Origin of the sequence: Blastococcus sp. TML/M2B, from assembly GCF_016612865.1 — a bacterium.
GTDB lineage: Bacteria > Actinomycetota > Actinomycetes > Mycobacteriales > Geodermatophilaceae > Blastococcus.
The window spans coordinates 489,784-508,861 of record NZ_JAENZZ010000001.1 but is presented as its reverse complement, the minus strand read 5'-3'; the positions used below and the strand labels follow the sequence as shown (position 1 = coordinate 508,861).

At 75.6% G+C, this 19,078-nt stretch carries 24 protein-coding genes, 1 tRNA gene and 1 pseudogene; 10 read left to right on the top strand and 16 right to left on the bottom strand.

The features are described 5' to 3' along the window. Nucleotides 1-17 precede the first annotated feature (17 nt). The 4 genes and pseudogenes from JKP75_RS02425 to JKP75_RS02415 all read right to left on the bottom strand — a co-directional run bounded on the left by JKP75_RS02425 (nt 18) and on the right by JKP75_RS02415 (nt 3,107). Nucleotides 18-569, bottom strand: a complete 552-nt coding sequence (locus JKP75_RS02425; protein ID WP_255523263.1) for a GNAT family N-acetyltransferase — start codon at nt 567-569, stop codon at nt 18-20. Between the two features lie 67 nt (nt 570-636). Then, nucleotides 637-1,380 carry a gephyrin-like molybdotransferase Glp gene (glp, locus tag JKP75_RS20200; protein ID WP_309229448.1) on the bottom strand — a complete coding sequence of 248 codons (744 nt, stop codon included), beginning with the start codon at nt 1,378-1,380 and terminating at the stop codon, nt 637-639. A gap of 61 nt (nt 1,381-1,441) precedes the next feature. Beyond that, nucleotides 1,442-2,044 (bottom strand): annotated as a pseudogene (locus JKP75_RS20195) (molybdopterin molybdenumtransferase); the annotation flags it as partial. Between the two features lie 130 nt (nt 2,045-2,174). Further along, nucleotides 2,175-3,107, bottom strand: a complete 933-nt coding sequence (locus tag JKP75_RS02415) for a UTP--glucose-1-phosphate uridylyltransferase (protein WP_200492735.1) — start codon at nt 3,105-3,107, stop codon at nt 2,175-2,177. 27 nt (nt 3,108-3,134) lie between these two features. Between JKP75_RS02415 and JKP75_RS02410 the strand changes: the two genes are divergently transcribed. Together JKP75_RS02410 and JKP75_RS02405 are read left to right on the top strand one after the other, a co-directional pair. Next, nucleotides 3,135-3,746, top strand: a complete 612-nt coding sequence (locus tag JKP75_RS02410; RefSeq protein WP_200489337.1) for a 5-formyltetrahydrofolate cyclo-ligase — start codon at nt 3,135-3,137, stop codon at nt 3,744-3,746. Then, entirely contained in the window at nt 3,743-5,281 is a 1,539-nt protein-coding gene (locus tag JKP75_RS02405; RefSeq protein ID WP_200489338.1) for a carboxyl transferase domain-containing protein, read from the top strand. Before JKP75_RS02410 ends, JKP75_RS02405 begins: the two co-directional genes overlap by 4 nt. A 159-nt stretch (nt 5,282-5,440) precedes the next feature. Here the strand turns inward: JKP75_RS02405 and JKP75_RS02400 are convergent, their stop codons facing one another. Beyond that, nucleotides 5,441-5,725: a hypothetical protein gene (locus tag JKP75_RS02400; RefSeq protein WP_200489339.1), complete on the bottom strand. Its 285-nt coding sequence runs from the start codon at nt 5,723-5,725 to the stop codon at nt 5,441-5,443. 121 nt (nt 5,726-5,846) lie between these two features. Beyond that, nucleotides 5,847-6,536, bottom strand: a complete 690-nt coding sequence (locus JKP75_RS02395; RefSeq protein WP_200492734.1) for a TIGR04222 domain-containing membrane protein — start codon at nt 6,534-6,536, stop codon at nt 5,847-5,849. Nucleotides 6,537-6,811: 275 nt separating this feature from the next. On the opposite strand from JKP75_RS02395, the gene JKP75_RS02390 reads away from it, so the two are divergent. The 4 genes from JKP75_RS02390 to mscL all read left to right on the top strand — a co-directional run bounded on the left by JKP75_RS02390 (nt 6,812) and on the right by mscL (nt 9,444). Next, the gene (locus tag JKP75_RS02390; protein WP_200489341.1) at nt 6,812-7,474 is read left to right on the top strand and encodes a TIGR04222 domain-containing membrane protein; all 663 of its coding nucleotides are present in this window, start codon (nt 6,812-6,814) and stop codon (nt 7,472-7,474) included. Nucleotides 7,475-7,958: 484 nt separating this feature from the next. Next, nucleotides 7,959-8,261 (top strand): FmdB family zinc ribbon protein, encoded by a 303-nt coding sequence (locus tag JKP75_RS02385; protein ID WP_200489342.1) that lies wholly within the window; start codon nt 7,959-7,961, stop codon nt 8,259-8,261. 85 nt (nt 8,262-8,346) lie between these two features. After that, the gene (cpaB, locus tag JKP75_RS02380; RefSeq protein ID WP_200489343.1) at nt 8,347-8,964 is read left to right on the top strand and encodes a Flp pilus assembly protein CpaB; all 618 of its coding nucleotides are present in this window, start codon (nt 8,347-8,349) and stop codon (nt 8,962-8,964) included. A 42-nt stretch (nt 8,965-9,006) separates the two neighbouring features. Further along, complete coding sequence (gene mscL, locus JKP75_RS02375) at nt 9,007-9,444, top strand: large conductance mechanosensitive channel protein MscL (protein ID WP_242472747.1); 438 nt, start codon at nt 9,007-9,009, stop codon at nt 9,442-9,444. Between the two features lie 2 nt (nt 9,445-9,446). On the opposite strand, the gene JKP75_RS20190 is transcribed toward mscL, so the two are convergent. Further along, nucleotides 9,447-9,848 (bottom strand): YbaK/EbsC family protein, encoded by a 402-nt coding sequence (locus JKP75_RS20190; RefSeq protein WP_242472956.1) that lies wholly within the window; start codon nt 9,846-9,848, stop codon nt 9,447-9,449. Between the two features lie 35 nt (nt 9,849-9,883). Here JKP75_RS20190 and JKP75_RS20185 point away from each other — a divergent pair, with 35 nt between their 5' ends. From JKP75_RS20185 to JKP75_RS02360, 3 genes are read left to right on the top strand one after another with little or no spacing between them, the layout of a single operon-like run. Then, entirely contained in the window at nt 9,884-10,156 is a 273-nt protein-coding gene (locus JKP75_RS20185; RefSeq protein ID WP_242472746.1) for a hypothetical protein, read from the top strand. 59 nt (nt 10,157-10,215) lie between these two features. After that, nucleotides 10,216-10,572 (top strand): VOC family protein, encoded by a 357-nt coding sequence (locus tag JKP75_RS02365; RefSeq protein ID WP_200491225.1) that lies wholly within the window; start codon nt 10,216-10,218, stop codon nt 10,570-10,572. Continuing rightward, the gene (locus JKP75_RS02360) at nt 10,569-10,970 is read left to right on the top strand and encodes a PaaI family thioesterase (RefSeq protein ID WP_309229447.1); all 402 of its coding nucleotides are present in this window, start codon (nt 10,569-10,571) and stop codon (nt 10,968-10,970) included. Before JKP75_RS02365 ends, JKP75_RS02360 begins: the two co-directional genes overlap by 4 nt. Here the strand turns inward: JKP75_RS02360 and JKP75_RS02355 are convergent. The 7 genes from JKP75_RS02355 to JKP75_RS02325 form a co-directional block, all read right to left on the bottom strand. Then, a complete protein-coding gene (locus JKP75_RS02355; protein WP_242472744.1) occupies nt 10,967-11,917 on the bottom strand; it encodes an MSMEG_6728 family protein in 951 nt (316 codons plus the stop codon). The two genes, JKP75_RS02360 and JKP75_RS02355, sit on opposite strands and share 4 nt — an antisense overlap. Next, entirely contained in the window at nt 11,914-12,219 is a 306-nt protein-coding gene (locus JKP75_RS02350) for a biopolymer transporter Tol (RefSeq protein ID WP_200489345.1), read from the bottom strand. Before JKP75_RS02350 ends, JKP75_RS02355 begins: the two co-directional genes overlap by 4 nt. Further along, entirely contained in the window at nt 12,216-13,064 is an 849-nt protein-coding gene (locus tag JKP75_RS02345) for an NAD-dependent protein deacetylase (protein WP_200489346.1), read from the bottom strand. Before JKP75_RS02345 ends, JKP75_RS02350 begins: the two co-directional genes overlap by 4 nt. Before the next feature lie 38 nt (nt 13,065-13,102). Beyond that, the gene (locus tag JKP75_RS02340; RefSeq protein ID WP_242472952.1) at nt 13,103-13,528 is read right to left on the bottom strand and encodes an SRPBCC family protein; all 426 of its coding nucleotides are present in this window, start codon (nt 13,526-13,528) and stop codon (nt 13,103-13,105) included. Nucleotides 13,529-13,583: 55 nt separating this feature from the next. Next, complete coding sequence (locus JKP75_RS02335; protein WP_200489348.1) at nt 13,584-14,603, bottom strand: hemolysin family protein; 1,020 nt, start codon at nt 14,601-14,603, stop codon at nt 13,584-13,586. Beyond that, complete coding sequence (locus tag JKP75_RS02330; protein WP_200489349.1) at nt 14,600-16,003, bottom strand: hemolysin family protein; 1,404 nt, start codon at nt 16,001-16,003, stop codon at nt 14,600-14,602. The genes JKP75_RS02335 and JKP75_RS02330 overlap by 4 nt, the downstream gene beginning before the upstream one ends. Nucleotides 16,004-16,351: 348 nt before the next feature. After that, a complete protein-coding gene (locus JKP75_RS02325) occupies nt 16,352-16,627 on the bottom strand; it encodes a hypothetical protein (RefSeq protein WP_200489350.1) in 276 nt (91 codons plus the stop codon). A gap of 188 nt (nt 16,628-16,815) precedes the next feature. Between JKP75_RS02325 and JKP75_RS02320 the strand changes: the two genes are divergently transcribed. Further along, nucleotides 16,816-17,787 carry a helix-turn-helix transcriptional regulator gene (locus tag JKP75_RS02320; protein WP_200489351.1) on the top strand — a complete coding sequence of 324 codons (972 nt, stop codon included), beginning with the start codon at nt 16,816-16,818 and terminating at the stop codon, nt 17,785-17,787. 14 nt (nt 17,788-17,801) lie between these two features. On the opposite strand, the gene JKP75_RS02315 is transcribed toward JKP75_RS02320, so the two are convergent. Both JKP75_RS02315 and JKP75_RS02310 read right to left on the bottom strand, forming a co-directional pair. After that, the gene (locus tag JKP75_RS02315) at nt 17,802-18,977 is read right to left on the bottom strand and encodes a serine hydrolase (protein ID WP_200489352.1); all 1,176 of its coding nucleotides are present in this window, start codon (nt 18,975-18,977) and stop codon (nt 17,802-17,804) included. A gap of 28 nt (nt 18,978-19,005) precedes the next feature. Then, a tRNA-Arg gene (locus JKP75_RS02310) sits at nt 19,006-19,067 on the bottom strand. Nucleotides 19,068-19,078: the final 11 nt, after the last annotated feature.

Below are 19,078 nucleotides of genomic sequence, written 5' to 3'. Positions count from 1 at the left end.
GTGCTATCGGCGCGGGCTCAGCGGCCCGCGCGGTCCCGCCAGCGCGCGAGCGCGCCGCCGGGCAGGTCGTCGGCGAGCAGCGCGTAGGCCAGGTGGTCCCGCCACTCCCCGTCGATGTCCAGGTAGCGGCGCAGCACGCCCTCGCGGGTGAAGCCGAGGCGCTCCACGAGCCTCTGGCTGGGCCCGTTCTCCGGGCGGATGTCGGCTTGCAGCCGGTGCAATCCGACCGGTCCGAAGGCGTGGTCGCACACCAGGGCGACGGCGAGCGAGGCCATGCCGCGGCCGGCCACCTCCCGGTCGATCCAGTAGCCGAGCCAGCCCGAGCGCAGCGCGCCCCGGACGACGTTGTCCACCGTCACCTGGCCGGCCAGCCGGCCCTCGACCCGGATGGCGAACGGCAGGGTGATCCCGGCCCGCGCCCGCCGCGCCAGCGCGGCCCGCATCGCGCGGTAGGCCGCCGGGCTGTGCCGCACCCCCCAGGACTGCGCCGACGTCGGTTCCCAGGGCCGCAGCCAGTCCTCGTTCGCCGAGCGCAGCCGGCTCCACTCCCCCGCGTCGCGGCGGCGCAGCGGCTCCAGCTCGACCGGCCCCCACGCCAGCCGCGCGGGCCAGCCCGGGTGCAGCGCGGGGTCCAGGTCAGCCCCCGAGGAGCAGCGGCATGACCGTGACCAGGCCGCCCGCGGCGACCTCGGTGACGTCCTCGTCGACCACGATGAGGCAGTTGGCCCGCGCCATGCGGGCCAGCAGCGCGTCGGTGCCGTCACCCACCGGTTCGACGACGTACCCGCCGTCGGGGTGCCGCATGACCGTGCCGTGCAGGTACTGCCGGTAGCCCAGCGGGGAGACCAGCGCCTGGCCCGCCACGGCCTGCACGGTGCGGCGGAACAGCTGGCGCTTGCCCAGCATCAGCCGGATCGCCGGGCGCACGAACACCTCGAAGGCGACCAGGGCGGCCACCGGCTCCCCCGGCACGCAGATGACCGGGACGCGGTCGCGGCCCAGCCGGCCGAAGCCCTGCACCGGGCCGGGGTGCATCGTCACCTGGCGGAACTGCATCTCGCCCAGCTCGGCGAGCACCTCCTGGACGACGTCGAACGCGCCCGGTCCGAACGTCCCGGCGATGAGCACCAGGTCGCTGCGCAGCAGCTGGCTCTCCAGCACCTCGGTCAGCCGGCGCCGGTCGGCGGGCAGGATCCCGGAGCGGTAGGCCTCGGCGCCGGCGTCGCGGGCGGCCGCGGCGAGGGCGTAGCTGTTGACGTCGACGACCTGGCCCGGGGCCGGCGCCGTCCCGATGTCCACGAGCTCCGGCCCGGCGCACAGGACGGCGATGCGCGGCCGCGGCCGGACGAGCACGCGCTCGCGGCCGACGGCGGCGAGCACGGCTGATCTGGGCGGGGCCGATCGGCGTCCCGACCTGGACGGCGGGGTCGCCCGGGGCGACGTCGTCCCCCGTGCGGCGCACGTAGCCCCCCACCGGCGGGCCCGCGAGCACCTCGACGCGCACCGCGCCCTGGTCGGTCCACACCGCGGGGACGACGACGTCGGCACCGGTGGGCAGCATCGCGCCGGCGGTGACCCGGTAGGCCAGGCCCGGCCCGATGGTGGCGGGGACGCCCGCGCCGGCGACGCTCTCCCCCACGACCGCGAGCGGGACCGGCGCCGACAGGCGGGCGCCGGCGACGTCCTCGGCCCGGACGGCGTAGCCGTCGAGCGCGGCCTGGTCGAAGGCCGGGAGCGCCCGCTGGCTGATGACCTCCTCCGCGCAGAGCAGGCCCTGCGCGTCGAGCACCGCGAGCTCGATGGGGTCGGGTTGGGGGACGCTGGCCAGGATCTCGTCGAGGTGCCGCTCGACGGTGCAGATCACCGACAGCGGGACGGACTCGGCCGGCGGCAGCGGGATCGGGCCCTCGACGACGGCGCGCGGCGTCGGCAGCGGGGGCAGGTCGCCCGCCGGCGGGCGCACGGGACCGTCGACGAACTGGGTGTCCCGGTAGCCCTGGGACGCGTCGCCCGTGCCCTCGGCGCCGTCGATCCTGCCGGTCATCCCCACCCTCACCACCCGTTCCGCCGTGCCGTCCGCCGTTCGGCGGCACCGGCTCCGCGCGGCACCGCGGGCCCCGATCGGGGGCCGGCGCGGAACCCCGCCGTCCGATGGTGCCCCCTGGGAGCCCCGGTCAGGCCGGCGACGCGCCCTCGGCGGGCAGCTCGCCGACGAACTCGCGCAGCCAGGAGCGCAGCGCGGGGCCCAGGTCGTCGCGCTCGGCGGCGAGGCGGACGACCGCCTTGAGGTAGTCCAGCTTGTCGCCGGTGTCGTACCGGCGGCCGCTGAACACGACGCCGTGGACCGGCTCGCCGCGGGCCACGAGGGTGGCCAGCGCGTCGGTCAGCTGGATCTCCCCGCCGCGGCCGGGCTCGGTCTCGCGGAGCACGGCGAAGACCTCGGGGGCCAGCACGTAGCGGCCGATGATCGCCAGGCTGCTCGGCGCCTCCTCGACCGGCGGCTTCTCGACCAGCCCGGTGACGGCGACGACCTCGTCCCCGTCGAGGGCCGGCTGCGAGCCGGGCTCGACGGCGACCGCGCCGTACTTGTCGATGTTCTCCATGCCGACGTCGAGCAGCGCGATGACCGAGCCGCCGTGCTCGGCCTGCACCGCGAGCATCTGCTCGAGCAGGTGGTCGCGCTCGTCGATGAGGTCGTCGCCGAGCAGGACCGCGAACGGCTCGTCGCCGACGAACGCCGCCGCCTGCAGGACGGCGTGCCCGAGGCCGCGGGCCTCGCCCTGCCGCACGAAGTGCACCTGCGCGACGTCGGTGGAGGAGCGGACGGCGTCCAGCCGGGCCGCGTCGCCCTTCTTCTCCAGCGCCGTCTCCAGCTCGGGGGTGCTGTCGAAGAAGTCCTCGATGGCGCCCTTGTTGCGGCCGGTCACCATGAGCACCTCGGGCAGGCCCGCGCGGGCGGCCTCCTCGACGATGTACTGCAGCGCCGGGCGGTCGACGACCGGCAGGAGCTCCTTTGGCACCGCCTTGGTGGCGGGGAGGAAGCGCGTGCCCATCCCCGCGACGGGGATGACGGCCTTGCGTGCAGGTCGGGCGCCCGGGCTGGTCATGGCGGGCAGCCTAGCTAGCCTGCCGGGATGCCTCCTGCCGACGACGTGGTGCCGGCCAAGGCCGCGCTGCGGGCCCGGCTGCTCGCCGCGCGCCGGGCCCGGCCTGCGGCCGAGCGCGAGCGGGCGGCGACCGCCGTGGCGGCCGCGCTGCGGACGGGGCTCGCGACGGCGCGCACGGTCGCGGCGCACGTGCCGGAGGCGGTCGAGCCCGGGCACGGGCGGCTGCCGGGCGAGCTCGCCGGAGCCGGCACCCGGGTGCTGCTGCCCGTGGTCCGGGGCCGCGAGCTGGCGTGGGCCGAGCACGACGGCCGGCTGGCCCCGGGCCGGTTCGGGCTGCTCGAGCCGGTCGGCCCGCGGCTGGGTCCGGAGGCGATCGGGTCCGCGGACGCCGTCGTCGTCCCCGCGCTGGCGGTGTCCCGCAGCGGGGTGCGGCTGGGCCGCGGCGGCGGCTACTACGACCGCGCGCTGGCGCACGCCCGGCCGGACGCCGTCCTCGTCGCCGTCGTGTTCGACGGCGAACTCCTCGACGACCTGCCCGCCGAGCCGCACGACCGCAGGGTCACCGCCGTGGTCACCCCCACGGGCGGGTGGGAGATCATCAGCCGCCCGCACCTCCCCCGTCGAACGGAGCCCACGTGACCACGCCCGACGGGAAGCCCGTGCGGCTGGACGCCCGCGCCCTGCGCGACCTGGTGCTCGACCCGGGGTCGTGGGAGTCCTGGGACTCCCCCATCCCGGTGCGCGAGGTCGACGAGGGCTACGCCCGCGACCTGCGCCGCGCCGCGGAGAAGACGCGGCAGGACGAGTCGATCATCACCGGCGAGGGGCGGCTGCGCGGACGGCGGGTCGCCGTCGTCGCCGGGGAGTTCGGCTTCCTGGCGGGCTCGATCGGGGTGGCCGCCGCCGACCGGCTGATCGCCGCGGTGGAGCGGGCGACCGCCGAGGGGCTGCCGCTGCTGGCCGCGCCGGTGTCCGGGGGCACCCGGATGCAGGAGGGCACGGTCGCCTTCCTGCAGATGATCGGCATCACCGCGGCCATCGCGCGGCACAAGCAGGCCGGGCTCCCCTACCTGGTCTACCTGCGCAACCCCACCTTCGGCGGCGTGCTGGCGTCGTGGGGCTCGCTGGGGCACGTGACGATCGCCGAGCCGGGCGCCTCGATCGGCTTCCTGGGCCCGCGCGTGTACGAGTCGCTCTACGGCGAGCGCTTCCCCGAGGGCGTGCAGACGGCGGAGAACATGGCCGAGCACGGGCTCATCGACGCCGTCGTCCCGCACGACGAGATCGCCGAGGTCGCCGACCGGGCGCTGCGGGTGCTCGCCGCGCGGCAGACCTGGCACGTCGACGTCGCCTCGGCCGACCGGCCGGGTCCGGACGACGGCGCGGACGGCGACGACCCCGAGGACGGCCGCACCGCGTGGGACGTGGTGACGGCGTCCCGCCGCACCGACCGGCCGGGTGTGCGCCGGCTGCTGCGCACCGCGGCCACCGACATCGTGGGGCTCTCGGGCACCGGGGCCGGCGAGAAGGACCCCGGCCTGCTGCTCGCGCTGGCCCGTTTCGGCGGGGCGCCGTGCGTCGTCCTCGGCCAGGACCGGCGGGGCCAGTCGACGGCGGCGCCGCTGGGGCCGGCGGCGCTGCGCGAAGCGCGCCGCGGCATGCACCTGGCGCAGGAGCTGCGACTGCCGCTGGTGACGCTCATCGACACCCCCGGCGCCGCGCTGTCGCGCGAGGCCGAGGAGGGCGGGCTGGCCGGCGAGATCGCGCGCTGCCTGCAGGACCTGGTGATGCTCCAGGCGCCGACGCTGGCGGTGCTGCTGGGCCAGGGCACCGGCGGTGGCGCGCTGGCGCTGGTGCCGGCCGACCGGGTGCTCGCGGCCGCCAACGGCTGGCTGGGCCCGCTGCCGCCGGAAGGCGCCTCGGCGATCGTGCACCGCGACACCGACCACGCCGGCGAGATGGCGCAGGCGCAGGGGGTCCGGGCCACCGACCTGTGGCGCGCGGGGATCGTGGACCGCGTCGTCCCGGAGCGGCCGGACGCCGCCGACGAGCCGACCGAGTTCTGCCTGCGCCTGGGCCGCGTGCTCGGCGAGGAGCTGGCCGGCCTGCTCGGCCGGGACGACACCGAGCGCTTCCGCACCCGGCTGCACCGCTACCGCCACCTCGGCAGCTGAAGCCGCGCCACGATCAGGTGACCTGATCATCGCGCTTCCTCCCTCACGGTCGGCGGTGAGGGAGGACGCTGCGCGGTGAGGGAGGATGCCGCTGCACCCACCCGCGGCCGCCCACGGCGGCGTGCTCCCGGCGCACCCACCCGGCGATAGGCCGAACGGTCAGGGCCGGGGGTTCACCCGCGTCCAGCCGCGGTCGTCGCGGCGGCCGCCGAGCCCGGCGCGGCACCGGCGGCACACCACCTGGACCTCCTCGGCGTGCCGACCGCTCTCCGGCTGGACGTCGGCCCAGCTGACGTGGGAGAACCGCCGGAGACCCGACCGGTGCAGCGACAGGCCGCAGACGGTCTCGTTGCGGCCGCGCTCCCAGCCGTGCACCTCGCCGGCCGGATACCGGATGCCGTCGTCCGGATCGACCCACGTACCCGTCGCCGCCACCGCTGCCATGCCAGGCCCTTACCCGTCCCGTGGCCGGGCGACCACCCTCGGCAGGAGGCGCTCGGACACCGGGCTGCGCCGGGTGGTGCTCACCCGCAGTCGTCGTGGGCGCGGCGGACCATCCCGTGGGTCAGCCCCGGCCGTCGACGTCGCCTCTGGAACCCGCGCCGCCGCCCGACGGGCCAGCGCCACGGTCCACCGCGAGACCGCCGGCGGCTGCGGGGTCGCCGTCCATGTAGAGCTCCCCGGTCATCACGGAACTCAGCCGGTGGGGCTGGCTGGGGTGGACCGACCGAGGGTTCCGGCGCTCGCTACGGGGCGGGAGGACCACCGGGGCGCGGTCGAAGATCTCGGCGCGCAGGCGGTCGTCGGACATCGCATCCCGCCCGTGCAAGGCCACCTGGACGGCGCTGCCTCCGTCGCTCTCCGGCCGCTCCGCGAACTGCCGCAGGGCACGCCGGCCGGCCGCAGTCGTGTGCGCGTGCGTCTTTCCCACGAGCCGGGCCGGGATGGCGCGGCGCACCAGCCCGTCCCGGGTGAGGTGGCGGAACTCCTCATCCATCCGACGGTCGTGCAGGAACCGGGAGGTGATCACGTCCACCGACCGGTGCCCCCGGCTGCCGATCGCGTCCAGCACCGCCGCCTCGACGGGATGCCCGGACGACGTCGCCTCGGCGTGGAACTCGCCGGACGGGTCGACGCGGACCAGACCGGACTCGACCAACGCAACGACCGCGGTGTCCACCAGCCTCGGCAGGCCACCGGCCAGTACCGCCACGTCGTACACGTCGAGGGGGCGTGTGCTCTCGGGAGTCGTCATGGTCGCCGCCCTTCAGGGTCGCGGAGAACCGGTCGTCGCACGTGCATCGTCCCGCTGCACTCCCGGAGTGCACAGGGACCTAGGGAACCCCCCTCCCCGGGCTCGCGGTCACCCTCACGAAGGGTGCGGACGTGACCCTCGCCGGCGGGGTGTTGCGGCCTCCACAACACCCTGGGCGGTCCCTTCGGCCCTGTGCTCCGGTCATCTCCGGAGGAACCCTGGACCACCCGCGCAGGACCCGCGGTTCCCACGGCCCCGAGAGGTGGCGGGTGATCATGGCGCTCCCCGGCGACGGCCAACCACTCGACGTGTACGACGCGGCGGTTCTCGCCGGCGGGGTTCCTCGGCTGGTGGACACCGCGCTCGTGGCCCTGGTGGAGGCCGGACACGTCCGCGTCGAACCCTCCGGGGAGTTCCGCGCCGAGGCGACGTCGTCCGGGCACCCCGTCGAGGCCGCCGTGCTGGACGCGGTCGCCGGCCGGGGACACAGCTCGGTGGACCAGATCCACGGGCGGCTCGTTCGCGAGCAGAAGCTGGCGCCGGAGTTGCAGCGGCTCACCGCGGCCGGGCTCGTCCGCCGCGCCACCCTGTCCCGGCTCGTCCGGCACACGAGCGCGTACACCCCCACGGCGGCGGGACGACGCGCCCTGCGATCGTTCGCCGAACACACGCAGGACGCCGGCAGCAACGCCGCCCAGGTCGCGCTCCACGGGAGGGAGACGATGCCCGACCGCCGGCTGCACGACGAGATCTTCGTCCGCGCTGCGGCGGTCCCCGTGCCGCGCCGTGACCGCCAGAATTCGCGAGCGGTCGACCCCGGCAGCCTGGGTCAGGAGGACTACCGCACCCGGATGAGCTCACCTCGCGGCGGGCGCGAGCACTACGGCTATGGCGGCGCAGGAGGCCCCCAGGGTGGCTTCTCCGGCGGCGACGGGTGATGCCCGGTCAGCAGCGCACCTGCAACCCCCTCGCGGAGGGCCGGCGACTCGTCGATCGGCGGAGGGCCCCCGTACCCGCGCACGGGTTCGCGCCAGGACACGCGGGCCGACTGCGCTGTGGCGCCGGTGTCTCCACTCCCGTGACGTCGTGGCCGCACCGCACCGGCAGGTGAAGACAGGAGCCTGAGCTGCGACTTCTGCCGCGACGAAGATGCCGCGACAGCTCCCGACGGCCTGCTCGGCGGCCGCGTCACCGAGCGCCGCGCTGTTCCGCCAGCCGTACCACGCCGGTCGTGGCGGCTGGGCGTCTCGATTCCACGGCGACGTCGTGGGTGGCGAGTCGGGAGTGGGCGGCCGCGTGGCGCAAGGCCCACGCTCGCCGACCGTCGTGGACGGGTGGCCGCGTCATGGCGCATCATTGGCAGTCGCCGGGTAGGAGTGCCAGCCCGGTCCCCACCTCCGCTCGACCAGGGAGCCCACGCACGTGCCCACCTACCAGTACGCCTGCACCAACCCCGAGGGAAAGCACGAGTTCGAGGTCGTCCAGTCGTTCACCGACGCCGCGGTCGCCGAGTGCCCGCAGTGCGGTGCCCCGGTGCGCAAGGTCTACGGCTCGGTCGGCGTCGTGTTCAAGGGCTCCGGCTTCTACCGGACCGATAGCCGCAGCTCGTCGTCGGCCACGGAGACCGCCTCGACGTCGAGCAGCTCGTCCTCGGACAGCAAGCCGGCCGCCGCGGCGAGCGGGCCCGCCGCGACCTCGGGCAGCGCGGCCAAGGCCGCCGACTGACCCCGGCCCGTCCACAGCGGGCGGGCCCGTCCACAACTGCTCCGACCCGGGCCCACCGCGCCCCGGGCGGCGGCAGGCTCGGCGCATGCCGCGCTTCCGCCGTCCCCGCTCCCCCGCCGCACTCGCCCGCCGGGTCGCCGCCCTCCTGCTGACCGCGACCGCGCTGGTCCTCGCGCTGCGCCCGGGCCCACCGGCCGGCGCGGCCGCCCCGGAGCCGGTGCCCGTCGTCGTGGCCGCCCGGTCGCTCGACGCCGGGCGCGCGCTGGGCCCCGGCGACCTGGCCCTGAGCCGCTATGCCGTCGGCACCGCGCCGGGTGGTGTGGTCGCCGACCCCGCCCTGCTGGTCGGCCGCGTGCTCGCCGGCCCCGTGCGGGCGGGTGAACCGCTGACCGATACCCGCCTGGTCGGCCCCGGCCTCACCGCGCTGCTGACGAGCGGTCAGGTGGCCGCGCCGGTCCGGCTCGCCGACCTCTCCGTGGCCGCGCTGGTGCGCACCGGGGACCGGGTCGACGTGCTGGCCACCGCGCCGGGTGCAGCCGAGGCCGAGGTGCTGGCGGCCGGCGTGCGCGTGCTGGCCGCCGGGGGCTCCGGCGAGGACCGGGCTACCGGCCTGCTGCTGGTGGCGGTCGACCCGCCCACCGCGGCGCGACTCGCCGCGGCGTCGACCAGCGACACGCTGACGGTCAGCCTGCCTCCCCCGTGAGTCCGCTCGCCAGCAGCCCCCTCGCGCGGTTGTATGTCGCCCATGATCAAGGGATTCAAGGACTTCCTGCTGCGCGGCAACGTCGTCGACCTCGCCGTCGCGGTCGTGATCGGCGCCGCCTTCACCGCCGTCGTCGGCCAGTTCACCGCCTCGTTCCTCGAGCCGCTGATCGCCCTCGTCGGCGGCGGCGGGCTCGACGGTGGCACGTTCACGGTCAACGGGCAGGTCTTCGACTGGGCGGCCTTCGTCAACGCGGTCATCACGTTCGTGCTGACCGCGGCGGTCGTCTACTTCGTCGTCGTGGTGCCGATGAAGAAGATCATCGAGCGGCGCAAGCGCGGCGAGGAGGCCGGTCCTGCCGAGCCGACGCAGGTCGAGCTGCTGGTGGAGATCCGCGACCTGCTCCGCGCGCAGCAGGGCCAGGGCCCGGGCCGCGACCCGTCCGGCCCCGGGACAACGGTGCTGCCCGGGCAGCTCTGACGTCAGTCGCTGCCCCAGTGCGGCGGCCGGTCCTCCAGGTAGCGGCGGTCGCTCTCGGAGAGCTCGGCCGGCCGCTCCCCCCACCCCACGTCGCTGTCGTCCGGTGCCCGCCGCACCGGCGCGGCGGGCACCGGGGCGGGAGCGGCCGGCTCCTCCGGCAACGGCTGGCCGAGCCCCTCGAGCACCTCCGCCGAGGCCAGCGCGGCGAGCACCGCTCCCGGCACGGCGAGCTTGCTGCCCCGGGTGCCGGACCCGATGACGACGAGGTCGGCCGCGGCCACGGCGGCATCCACCAGCACCGGCCACGACGACGGCAGCCCGACCGGGGTGATGCCCCCGTAGGCCATGCCGCTCTCCGCGACCGCGACGTCCTGCGGGGCGAACGACGCCTTGCGTGCGCCCAGGTGCCGGCGGACCAGCCCGTTGACGTCGGCTCCGCGTGGTCGCCAGCACCAGGCAGGCGGCCAGCGAGGTCTGCCCGGCGCGGCGGGCGGCCACCACCACGCAGTTGGCCGAGGCCTCCGCCGGCACCGCGTACGCCTCGGTGAAGGCGGCGGTGTCGGCGAGCTCGTCGTCGATCTCGGCCACCCAGGCCGGCCCGGTGAGCTGCGCGAGCGCGTCGGCCACCGGCGCGCCCAGCAGCTCGGGGTGCTCGGCGGCGGGCAGCCAGGTCAGGGAGCCCAGGACGGGCGGGGTGGGAGCCACCCCCTGATCCTGCGCCCGGGACGCCCGGCGCTGCCCGCGGGGGTGATCCGGGCCAGGATGGCTCCCATGATCGGCCAGCTGCACTCCGTCGTGATCGACGCGCCCGACGCGCACGCCCTCGCCGGCTTCTACGCCGAGCTGCTCGGGATGGAGGTGAAGGGAGCCCCCGGGGACGACTGGGTCGTGGTCACCGGCGCCGGCTACCGCATCGCCTTCCAGCAGGCCCCCGACCTCCGGCCGCCGGACTGGCCGGACCCCGAGCGGCCCCAGCAGTTCCACCTCGACATCCGCGTCGCCGACATCGGCGAGGCCGAGCCTGCGGTGCTGGCGCTCGGCGCGCGCCGGCTGCCCGGCGAGGGCGGCGACTTCCGCGTCTACGCCGACCCGGTCGGCCACCCCTTCTGCCTGGTGTGGGACGCGTGACCGGGGACCGCCCGGCGCCCGCCTTCGTCGGCGCCATGGGCTTCACCACCGCCGAGGTCACCGGTACACGGGTCACCGGCAGCGCCGACCTCGGGCCCGAGCACCACACCCCGTGGGGCGTCGTCCACGGCGGCGTCTACTGCGCGATCGTCGAGACCGCCGCCAGCGTGGGCGCCAGCCGGGCGGTGCAGGAGCACGGCCAGTTCTCGGTGGGCGTCAACAACAGCACCGACTTCATCCGGTCCATGACCGCCGGCCGGGTCGACGTCGTCGCCGAGCCGGTCCAGCAGGGCCGCACCCAGCAGCTGTGGCAGGTCGCGCTCACCCGCGCCGAGGACGGCAAGCTCGTCGCCCAGGGCCGGGTACGCCTGCAGAACGTGCCCCTGCCGGGCAGCTAGGCGAGCGCAGCAGGGTCCAGCACGACGGAGAACAGCGCGCGCGGGTCCTGCAACGTCGCCGGCGGCCGGGCGGCCGACCGCGGGACCACCCGGTCCCAGCGGGCCGCCCGGCGGTGCGGCAGCAGCTCGCGTCCCTGGAACAGGTAGTCCCCGACGACCTCGCCGAGCAGCAGCCCGGCGCCGTGCTCGATCGGCAGCCCCACCGGATCGCCCGGGCGCAGCTCGTCGAGGAAGGTCGACAGCTGGCGCAGGTCCTTGGCCGGGCGCCGGCCGGAGATCTCCTTGGAGAGGTCGCGTAGCTCGGCCGGGCCGAGCCCGGTGGCATCCACGTCGATGCCCGACTGGGTGCCCAGCCCGATCACGCCGGCGGCCAGGCAGGCGCCGAGCTCGTTGTGCGCCCGCGGCCGGACCACCCACACCCGCACGCCCTCGGGCGCCGGGGCCGGCGGCACCTCGTCGGCGCCCGGCCACACGTAGGGCAGGTCGTCGGGGTCCCCCGGGAACCGGGGCCGGTAGAACTCCGGGTCCTTCGCCAGCAGGTTCGAGCGGTGCGACAGGTGCAGCTCCTCGTCGCCCACCCACGAGGGCAGCAGCCCGGCCGCCTGCGCCTCCGCCTGCGTCATGGCCGCGGCGTCGGGGGCGAACTCCGAGATCAGCGCCTCGGTGGTGTCGGCGAACCCGCGTTCGCGCCACACCCGGACCATCGCCAGGGAGTAGACGACCAGCCCCGCGGTGTGCCCGCGCCACATGGTGACCACCGGGTGGTTGGCCCACCCGTAGTCCGGCAGCTCGAGGGCGCGCAGCACCTGCAGGCACTCGACCCGCTGCTTGCCGAGCCGGGGGTTGTCGAGGAGGCGGGCGGACTCGGTGAAGTCGGCGACCGGGACGAAGGTCTGCATCAGCAGCGCTTCCTGCCCGCTCCCCAGCCCGGTCAATCGCCCGGTCAACCGCCCAGCGAGCGCAGCGCGTCCTCCCAGCGGGCCCGCCGCTCGTCGTCGGACTGGTCCCACCAGGCGGTGCCGCGCTCCCCCAGGCCGGTCTTGGCCAGCTGGACCGTCGCCCGGGCGGCGGCCACGGCCGCGTCGTCCCCGGCCTTCGTCGCCGCCCGCACCCCGGAGCGCCCCACCCCGAGGTGGTGCAGCAGCCGCTCGCGGACGTCGTCGGGCAGCGCCGGGTCCGCCGTCCGCCACCGCCGCCCGTCGACCACGACGTACCGGCCGTCGTCGGTGCGCTCGACCTCGCGGCTCATCCGGCCAGCCGGGCGGCCAGCGCCGGGAGCACCTCGCCGAGCGGGGCGTCCACCCGCAGGTCGGCCTTCGCGTCGCCGCGCGTGGGGCCGACGTTCACGATCGCCACGGGCACCCCGATCTTGGCCGCGTGCAGCACGAACCGGTAGCCGCTCATCACGGTCAACGACGAGCCCAGCACCAGCAGGCAGCCGGCGCCGTCGACGAGGGAGAAGCAGGAGTCCACCCGGTCGCGGGGGACCGTCTCGCCGAAGAAGACGACGTCGGGCTTGAGCAGGTCGGCCCCGCAGGCCAGGCACTCGACCATGACGAAGTCGTCGAGCACCTCGTCGGGCAGCTCGGCGTCGCCGTCGGGGTTGATCTCCTCGGCGCGCGGGCCGAAGCCGGGGTTGGCCGCCCGCAGCCGCTCGTCGAGCGCCGCCCGGCCGGCCACGTCCCCGCAGCCGAGGCAGACCGTCCGGTCCAGCCCGCCGTGCAGCTCGATGACGTCGGTGGCGCCGCCGGCCTGGTGCAGTCCGTCGACGTTCTGGGTGATCAGCCCGCCGAGCAGGCCGGCCGCCTGCAGCCGGCCCACCGCCCGGTGCCCGTCGTTGGGCCGGGCCGCGCGCATCTGCCGCCAGCCCACGAAGCTGCGCGCCCAGTACCGGTGCCGGCCGCGCGGGTCGCGGGTGAAGGTCTGGTAGGTCATCGGGGTGTGCCGGCGCAGGCTGCCGGTGGCGCCCCGGTAGTCGGGGATGCCCGAGTCGGTGGACAGGCCGGCTCCGGAGAGGACGACGACGTCGCCGTCGGCCAGCAGGTCGGCCAGGGCGTCGAGTGCGGCGCCGACGGCGGGCGGGGCGAGGGTCACCGGCCCATGGTCCCCGCCGAGCGGCGTCCGCGCCCGGATCAGCCGGCGGCGAGCTCGGCGTCCAGCCGCGCGATGAGGTCGGAGTACACGCGGGCCAGGCCCTTGGGCGCGAAGGTCCGCTCGAAGAACCCGCCGATGCCGCCGGCGCCGTTCCAGGTGGTGCGCACCCGCACGGTGGTCACGCCGGTGTCCGCGGCGAGCACCGTCCAGGTCGTGACCATGGAGGAGTTCCGGTCGGTCTCCACCAGGGTGCCGGGGGCCGGCTCGGTGACGTCGAGCAGCTGGTCGCGCACGCGCTTGGAGGTGGCGGCGAACGTTCCAGTGCACCGTCGTCCCGACCCCGTGCCCGCCGGCCTCGACCCGGTACTCGCTGAACTGCACGGGCAGGATCCGCGGCCGCACCGTCTCGTAGTCGGCGAGCGCGCGGACCACCAGCTCGGCGGGCGCGGACACGATTCCTCCAGCGGTGGCGACGACCTGGCTCATGCCGCCATCCTCCCGTGCGCCGCGATCCGGCGATCAGGCGGTCACCGCCTCCCGCGGCGGGAACAGCCGGCGCAGCACGTCGGCCAGCGTGACGACGCCGACGACCGACCCGCCTTCGACGACGACGGCGAGGTGGTTGCGGGTCTCGCGCATGGCCTTGAGCGCGGCGTGCACGGTGGTGCCGGCGTCCAGCCGGAACACCGGCCGGGCGAACTCCGCCACCGGCGCGTCGTCGGCCGCGGCGAGGGTGTCGCGGACGTGCACGACGCCGACGATCCGGTCGCCGCTGCGGGTCAGGATGCGCAGGTGCCCGGTGCGCCGGGTGGCCGCGCGGAGCTCGCCGGCGGTGGCGCCGGCGGGCACGGCCGCCAGCGGCACGGTCGGGTCGACGAGCTCGCGCACGGTCAGCTGCTCGAGCTCGAGGACGCCGGCGATCTGCTCGGAGAAGCTGGCGTCCAGCGCGCCGACGTTCGCCGAGTGCTCCACCAGGTGCCGCAGCGCGTCGGGGCTGTGGCCGACGGCCAGCTCGTCGACGGCGTCGACGCCCACGAGGCGCAGCAGCCGGTTCGCGGCGACGTTGAGCAGGCGCAGCACCGGGCGGAACACGGCCATGAAGGCGCGCATCGGCACCGCGAGCAGCGTGGCCGACCGCTCGGGGTGGGCGATCGCCCACGACTTCGGCGCCATCTCCCCCACCACGAGGTGGATGAAGGTGACGATCAGCAGGGCGAGGACGAAGGCGACGACGTCGGCCGCGACCAGGGGCAGGCCCCAGCTCGTGAACAGCGGCGTCAGCCAGTGGTGCACCGCGGGCTTGCTGATCGCACCGAGCGCCAGCGTGGCGGCGGTGATGCCGAGCTGCGAGCCGGCCAGCAGCAGGGTCAGCTCGGCGGAGTTGCGCAGCGCGGCCCGGGCGGCGCGGCTGGTGGGCGCGGCCTCCTCGAGGCGGTGCCGCTTGGCGGCCAGCGCGGCGAACTCGACGGCCACGAAGAACGCGCTCAGCGCCACGATGACGACCGTCGCGGCGACGACGACCCACGGGTTGTCGCTCATCGGGAGGTCTCCTCGGTGTCCGTGGCGTCGTCGTCGGCACCGGCGGCGGTGCGGTCGGGCAGCTCGAGGCGCACCCGTGAGGGCACGTGCCGTTCCACCTCGAGCACCTCGATGCTGAGCAGCCGCGGCTCGGGCTCGTCGGCGTGCACCAGGTCGCCGGGGTCCGGCGGCAGCTCGACGGTCAGCCGGGTGCCCGGCTCCGGCAGGGTGCCGGCCGCGGCGATGACCAGGCCGGCGATCGTCTCGTAGTCCCCCTGCGGCAGGTCGACGGCCAGCGCCCGCTCGACCTCGTCGACGTGCACGTCGCCGGGCATCTCCCAGACGCCGTCGCCCTCGACCGGCACGTACTCGGGGTGCTCCTCGTCGTGCTCGTCGGTGATCTCGCCGACCAGCTCCTCGGCGAGGTCCTCGAGCGTGATGACGCCGGCGAAGCCGCCGTACTCGTCGATGACGCAGGCCATCTGCTCGCCCGCGTCGGTGAGCTGGCGCAGCGCGTCGGGCAGCGAGGTGAAGGTGGAGACGACCAGGCAGGGGCGGGCCATGGCGGTGACCGGCGCGTCGTCGTCCGCCGTCGTCGTCAGCAGGTCGGCGAGGTGGACGACGGCGACCACGTCACCGGTCGCGGGGTCCAGCACCGGGTAGCGCGAGTGGCCCTGGGCCATGAGCTCGCGCAGCTGGCCGACCGTGTCGGCCGGGGTCACGGTGCCGACCCGGGGGCGCGGGATCATCGCGTGCTCGACGTGCTGGTTCGGGAAGTCGAGGATCCGGTCGAGCATCATCGACAGCTCCGCCGGCAGGTTCCCGCTCTCCCGTGACTCCTCGAGGATGTGCTCGAGGTCGCGGGCGGTGGCGGCGTGCTCGACGTCGTGGACCGGCTCGATCCGCAGCGCCTTGAGCAGCAGGTTCGAGGCCTGGTCGAAGACGCGGATCAGCCAGCCGAGCAGCGTCAGGTAGACCACGGTGGACCGCGCCAGCCACAGCGCGACCGGCTCGGGCCGGGCGATCGCGAGGTTCTTCGGGAAGAGCTCGCCGAAGAGCATCTGCACCAGGGTGGAGAAGAGCAGGGCCAGCACGGCGCCGATGCCGACGCTCACCCCGGAGGGGACGTCGACCCCGCCGAGCAGCCCGCCGATCGACTCGCCGATCAGCGGCTCGGCCACGTACCCGACCAGCAGGCCGGTGACGGTGATGCCCAGCTGGGCGCCGGAGAGCATGAACGAGGTGCGGCGGGTGACCGTCAGGGCCCGCGCCGCCGCGGGGTCACCGGCCTCGGCGCGGGCGGCCAGCGTCGAGCGGTCGATCGCCATGTAGGCGAACTCCTGCGCCACGAAGTAGCCCGTGACCGCGGTGATGCCGAGCACCACCAGCACGCCGAGCAGGAGGGAGAGGAGATCTGTCACCGGCCACGCACCCCCTCAGCGGGGCAGGGAGTCGTGGCCTGGGGACTGTGACTTGTACTCATGTCTCTCTTCGACGAGGGCGCGGGCGCCGGCGGGCGCTCGCGGGGGTCAACGGGCGGATGGGCCGCCGCGTTCCGGCTCCGCGGGATCAGTGCGCGGGATCTCCGCCGCCGTGCAACCGGTGGACGACGGCGTGCCCCTCGCCCCGAGCGATCAGCCGGCGGTCGACCGGCACGGTGACGACGTCGTCGACCAGCTCCACGACGGCGATCGCGACGGTATCGGCGGCCGGCGCCACCCGGACGGCGGCGCGCAGGGGCAGCCCGGCCCGGGCCGCGGCATGGTCCCTCAGCGAGTCAGCGCGTGGCAGATCCAGCAGCGCGGCCACTCGTCACCGGTGTCGTCCGGCCAGCGCCAGTCCGCCGGGTCGAGCAGCACGACCGGCGCCATGCACACCGCCCGGCCGACGAGGAAGCCCGCGCTGTCGACCGCGTGCAGCCGACCGGTCGGCATCTCCACCGGCTCGCCGGACCACGACCGGACGCCGATGCCGTCGGCGCCCACGATCCACCTCGGCCGACCGGTCTCCGGTCGGTTCGCGCCCTCGTCGTGACCGGTCGTCACCTCCGCACCTCCGGTGCTCCATGACCCCACGCCCGGAGGGCCGGCAGCAAGAATCGGGCGGGCGGACCGCGGCCCGCGGCTCACCCGCCGCGCATCCCGGACCACCGGGCCGGGTAGCAGCAGGGAACCGGCCCGGACGGGTCAGGGGCACCACGGCCCGGTCGCATCGCGTGGCGAGGGGAGGGCGCATGTCCGGCGAGGACGCGGTCCAGCGGTTCGAGTTCGCCACCGGCGACGTGCTCCGCGCGCACGAGGCCATCCGGGACACGTTCGCCGGCCACCGGCTGTTGATCCGGGGGAGCCAGGAGGACTTCCGCTACCGGCAGACGACGGCGACGGCCGGCGACCTCTCGGTCGACTCGCTGCTGCACACCACGTGCGTGCGCGAGGAGGTCGACCCGATCGACGCCGTGTGGGTCGGGCTGGTCGCCGGCGGCCGGTTCCAGGTCGGCCACGCCCGGGAGCAGGTCAGCGGCACGGCCGGTGAGGTCCTGCTGTTCCCGCAGGGCGTGGACTTCACCTGCGAGTGGCGGCTGATGGACCTGCGGGTCGTCCGGCTGCCTGCCGCCCAGGTCGCCCGCCGGGCCGCTGAGGTCGCCGGGGTCGATCCGCGGGACTTCCGGTTCCACGGGCTGACCCCGATCTCCCCCGCCCTCGGCCGGTACTGCGCGAACACCATCGGCTACGTGCGCTCGCTCTTCGCGGGCGACGACGCGACGATCGCCGAGCCGCTGGTCCGGGCCGCGGCGCTCGACTCCGTCGCGGCGGCCGTGCTGGCCACGTTCCCGTACAGCGCGACGGACGACGAGGCGGCTCGGTCGGTCGATCACGGCACACCGGCCTCGGTGCGACGCGCCCTCGAGCTCATCGAGGCCCGGGCCCACGAGCCGCTCACCCTGCACGCCATCGCCGAGGGCGCCCGCGTCGGCCCGCGCGCGCTGCAGGAGGCGTTCCGCCGGCACCGCGACACGACGCCGATGGCCCACCTCCGCGAGACCAGGCTGGACCGGGCGCACCGGGAGCTGCTGGCCGCCGACCCCACCGGGGGCACCACCGTGGCCTCGGTCGCCGCCCGCTGGGGGTTCGGCCATCGCGGCCGGTTCGCCGAGGAGTACCGACGTCGCTTCGGGCGCAACCCGCAGCAGACCCTGCTGTCCTGAGCTGCGCGGGCCCGCTACCGGGCGGCGGTGACCGCCGCCTCGACGGGGTCGTACAGCTGAGCGGCCAGGGTCACACCGAGCTGGGCGTCGGCCTCGAGCACGAGGAAGGCGCCGAAGCCGCCGTCGAGGTCGAGCCACGGGACCGCCCCGTACGCCCCGGGGTCGTTGATCCGGTTGCTCCCGTCGCGGTCGACCCACCAGCCGAGGCCGTACCCCGTACCGGTCAGGGTCGTGCCGCCGAAGACCTCGCCGATGCGGTCGGTGTGCATGCGCTCGACCGACTCGGGCTCCAGGACCTGGGTGTCCCCGCAGCGGCCGCCGCGCAGCTGCATGAGCAGCAGCTCGGCGTAGTCGACGGGGTCGATGTAGAGGCCGCCCTCCATGCTCGGGTTCTCGGTCGGCGCCAGCACGCCCGGGTCGCCCCCGAACTCGGCCGGGTAGCCGGACAGGCCCTCGCCGATCTGGGTCCAGTGGTTGTTGTAGCCCAGGGAGTCGACGCCGCACGGCTCGACGTAGGTCTCCTCCAGCAGCTCCGCCCAGGTCCTGCCCGAGACGGTCTCGGCCACCGCGCCGGCGATCTGCCACTGCACGCCGCCGTAGCGCCACTCGGTGTCCGGCGGCGCGATGTCGGCGTCGTCGGCGGGGGTGGTCCAGGCGCCGGTCCCGCACTGCTCGAGCTCGCCCGCCGGCAGGAACTGGCAGACGTAGGGCCCGTACGCCGGGCTCGGCAGCAGCCCCACGAATCCGGAGCTGCTCGAGAGCAGCTGGGCGACGGTGACGCCGGGGTTCTGCCCGGCCGCCCAGTCGACGTACTCGGCGATCGGCTGGTCGAGGTCCAGCAGGTCCTGGTCGGCGAGGCGCACCAGCACCCCGGCGGTGACCATCTTCGACGCCGACGCGACCAGCGACACCCGGTCGGCGTCGAACTCGCCGACGTACTCCTCGCCGACGATCCCGTCGTCCTCCTGGACGACGACCAGGCCCGCGCCGTTCAGGTCGTGCTCGGCGACGAACGCCTCGAGCACCGGCCGGACGGCGGAGATGTCGTACTCGCGCTCGGCTGCCCCGGACGCGGTGGAGGCCTCGGCGGCGTCGGCGGAGTCGTCGGACGAGCAGCCGGTCGCGGTGAGCGTCGCCAGCAGGGCGAGCACCCCGGCCGTGGACCGGAGGCGGGCGCGGGAGGAGGTCACGCGGCGACAATGCCGCAGATCGGAGTGCCCCCGGCAGGATTCGAACCTGCGACACACGGTTTAGGAAACCGATGCTCTATCCCCTGAGCAAGTGCTCGCGC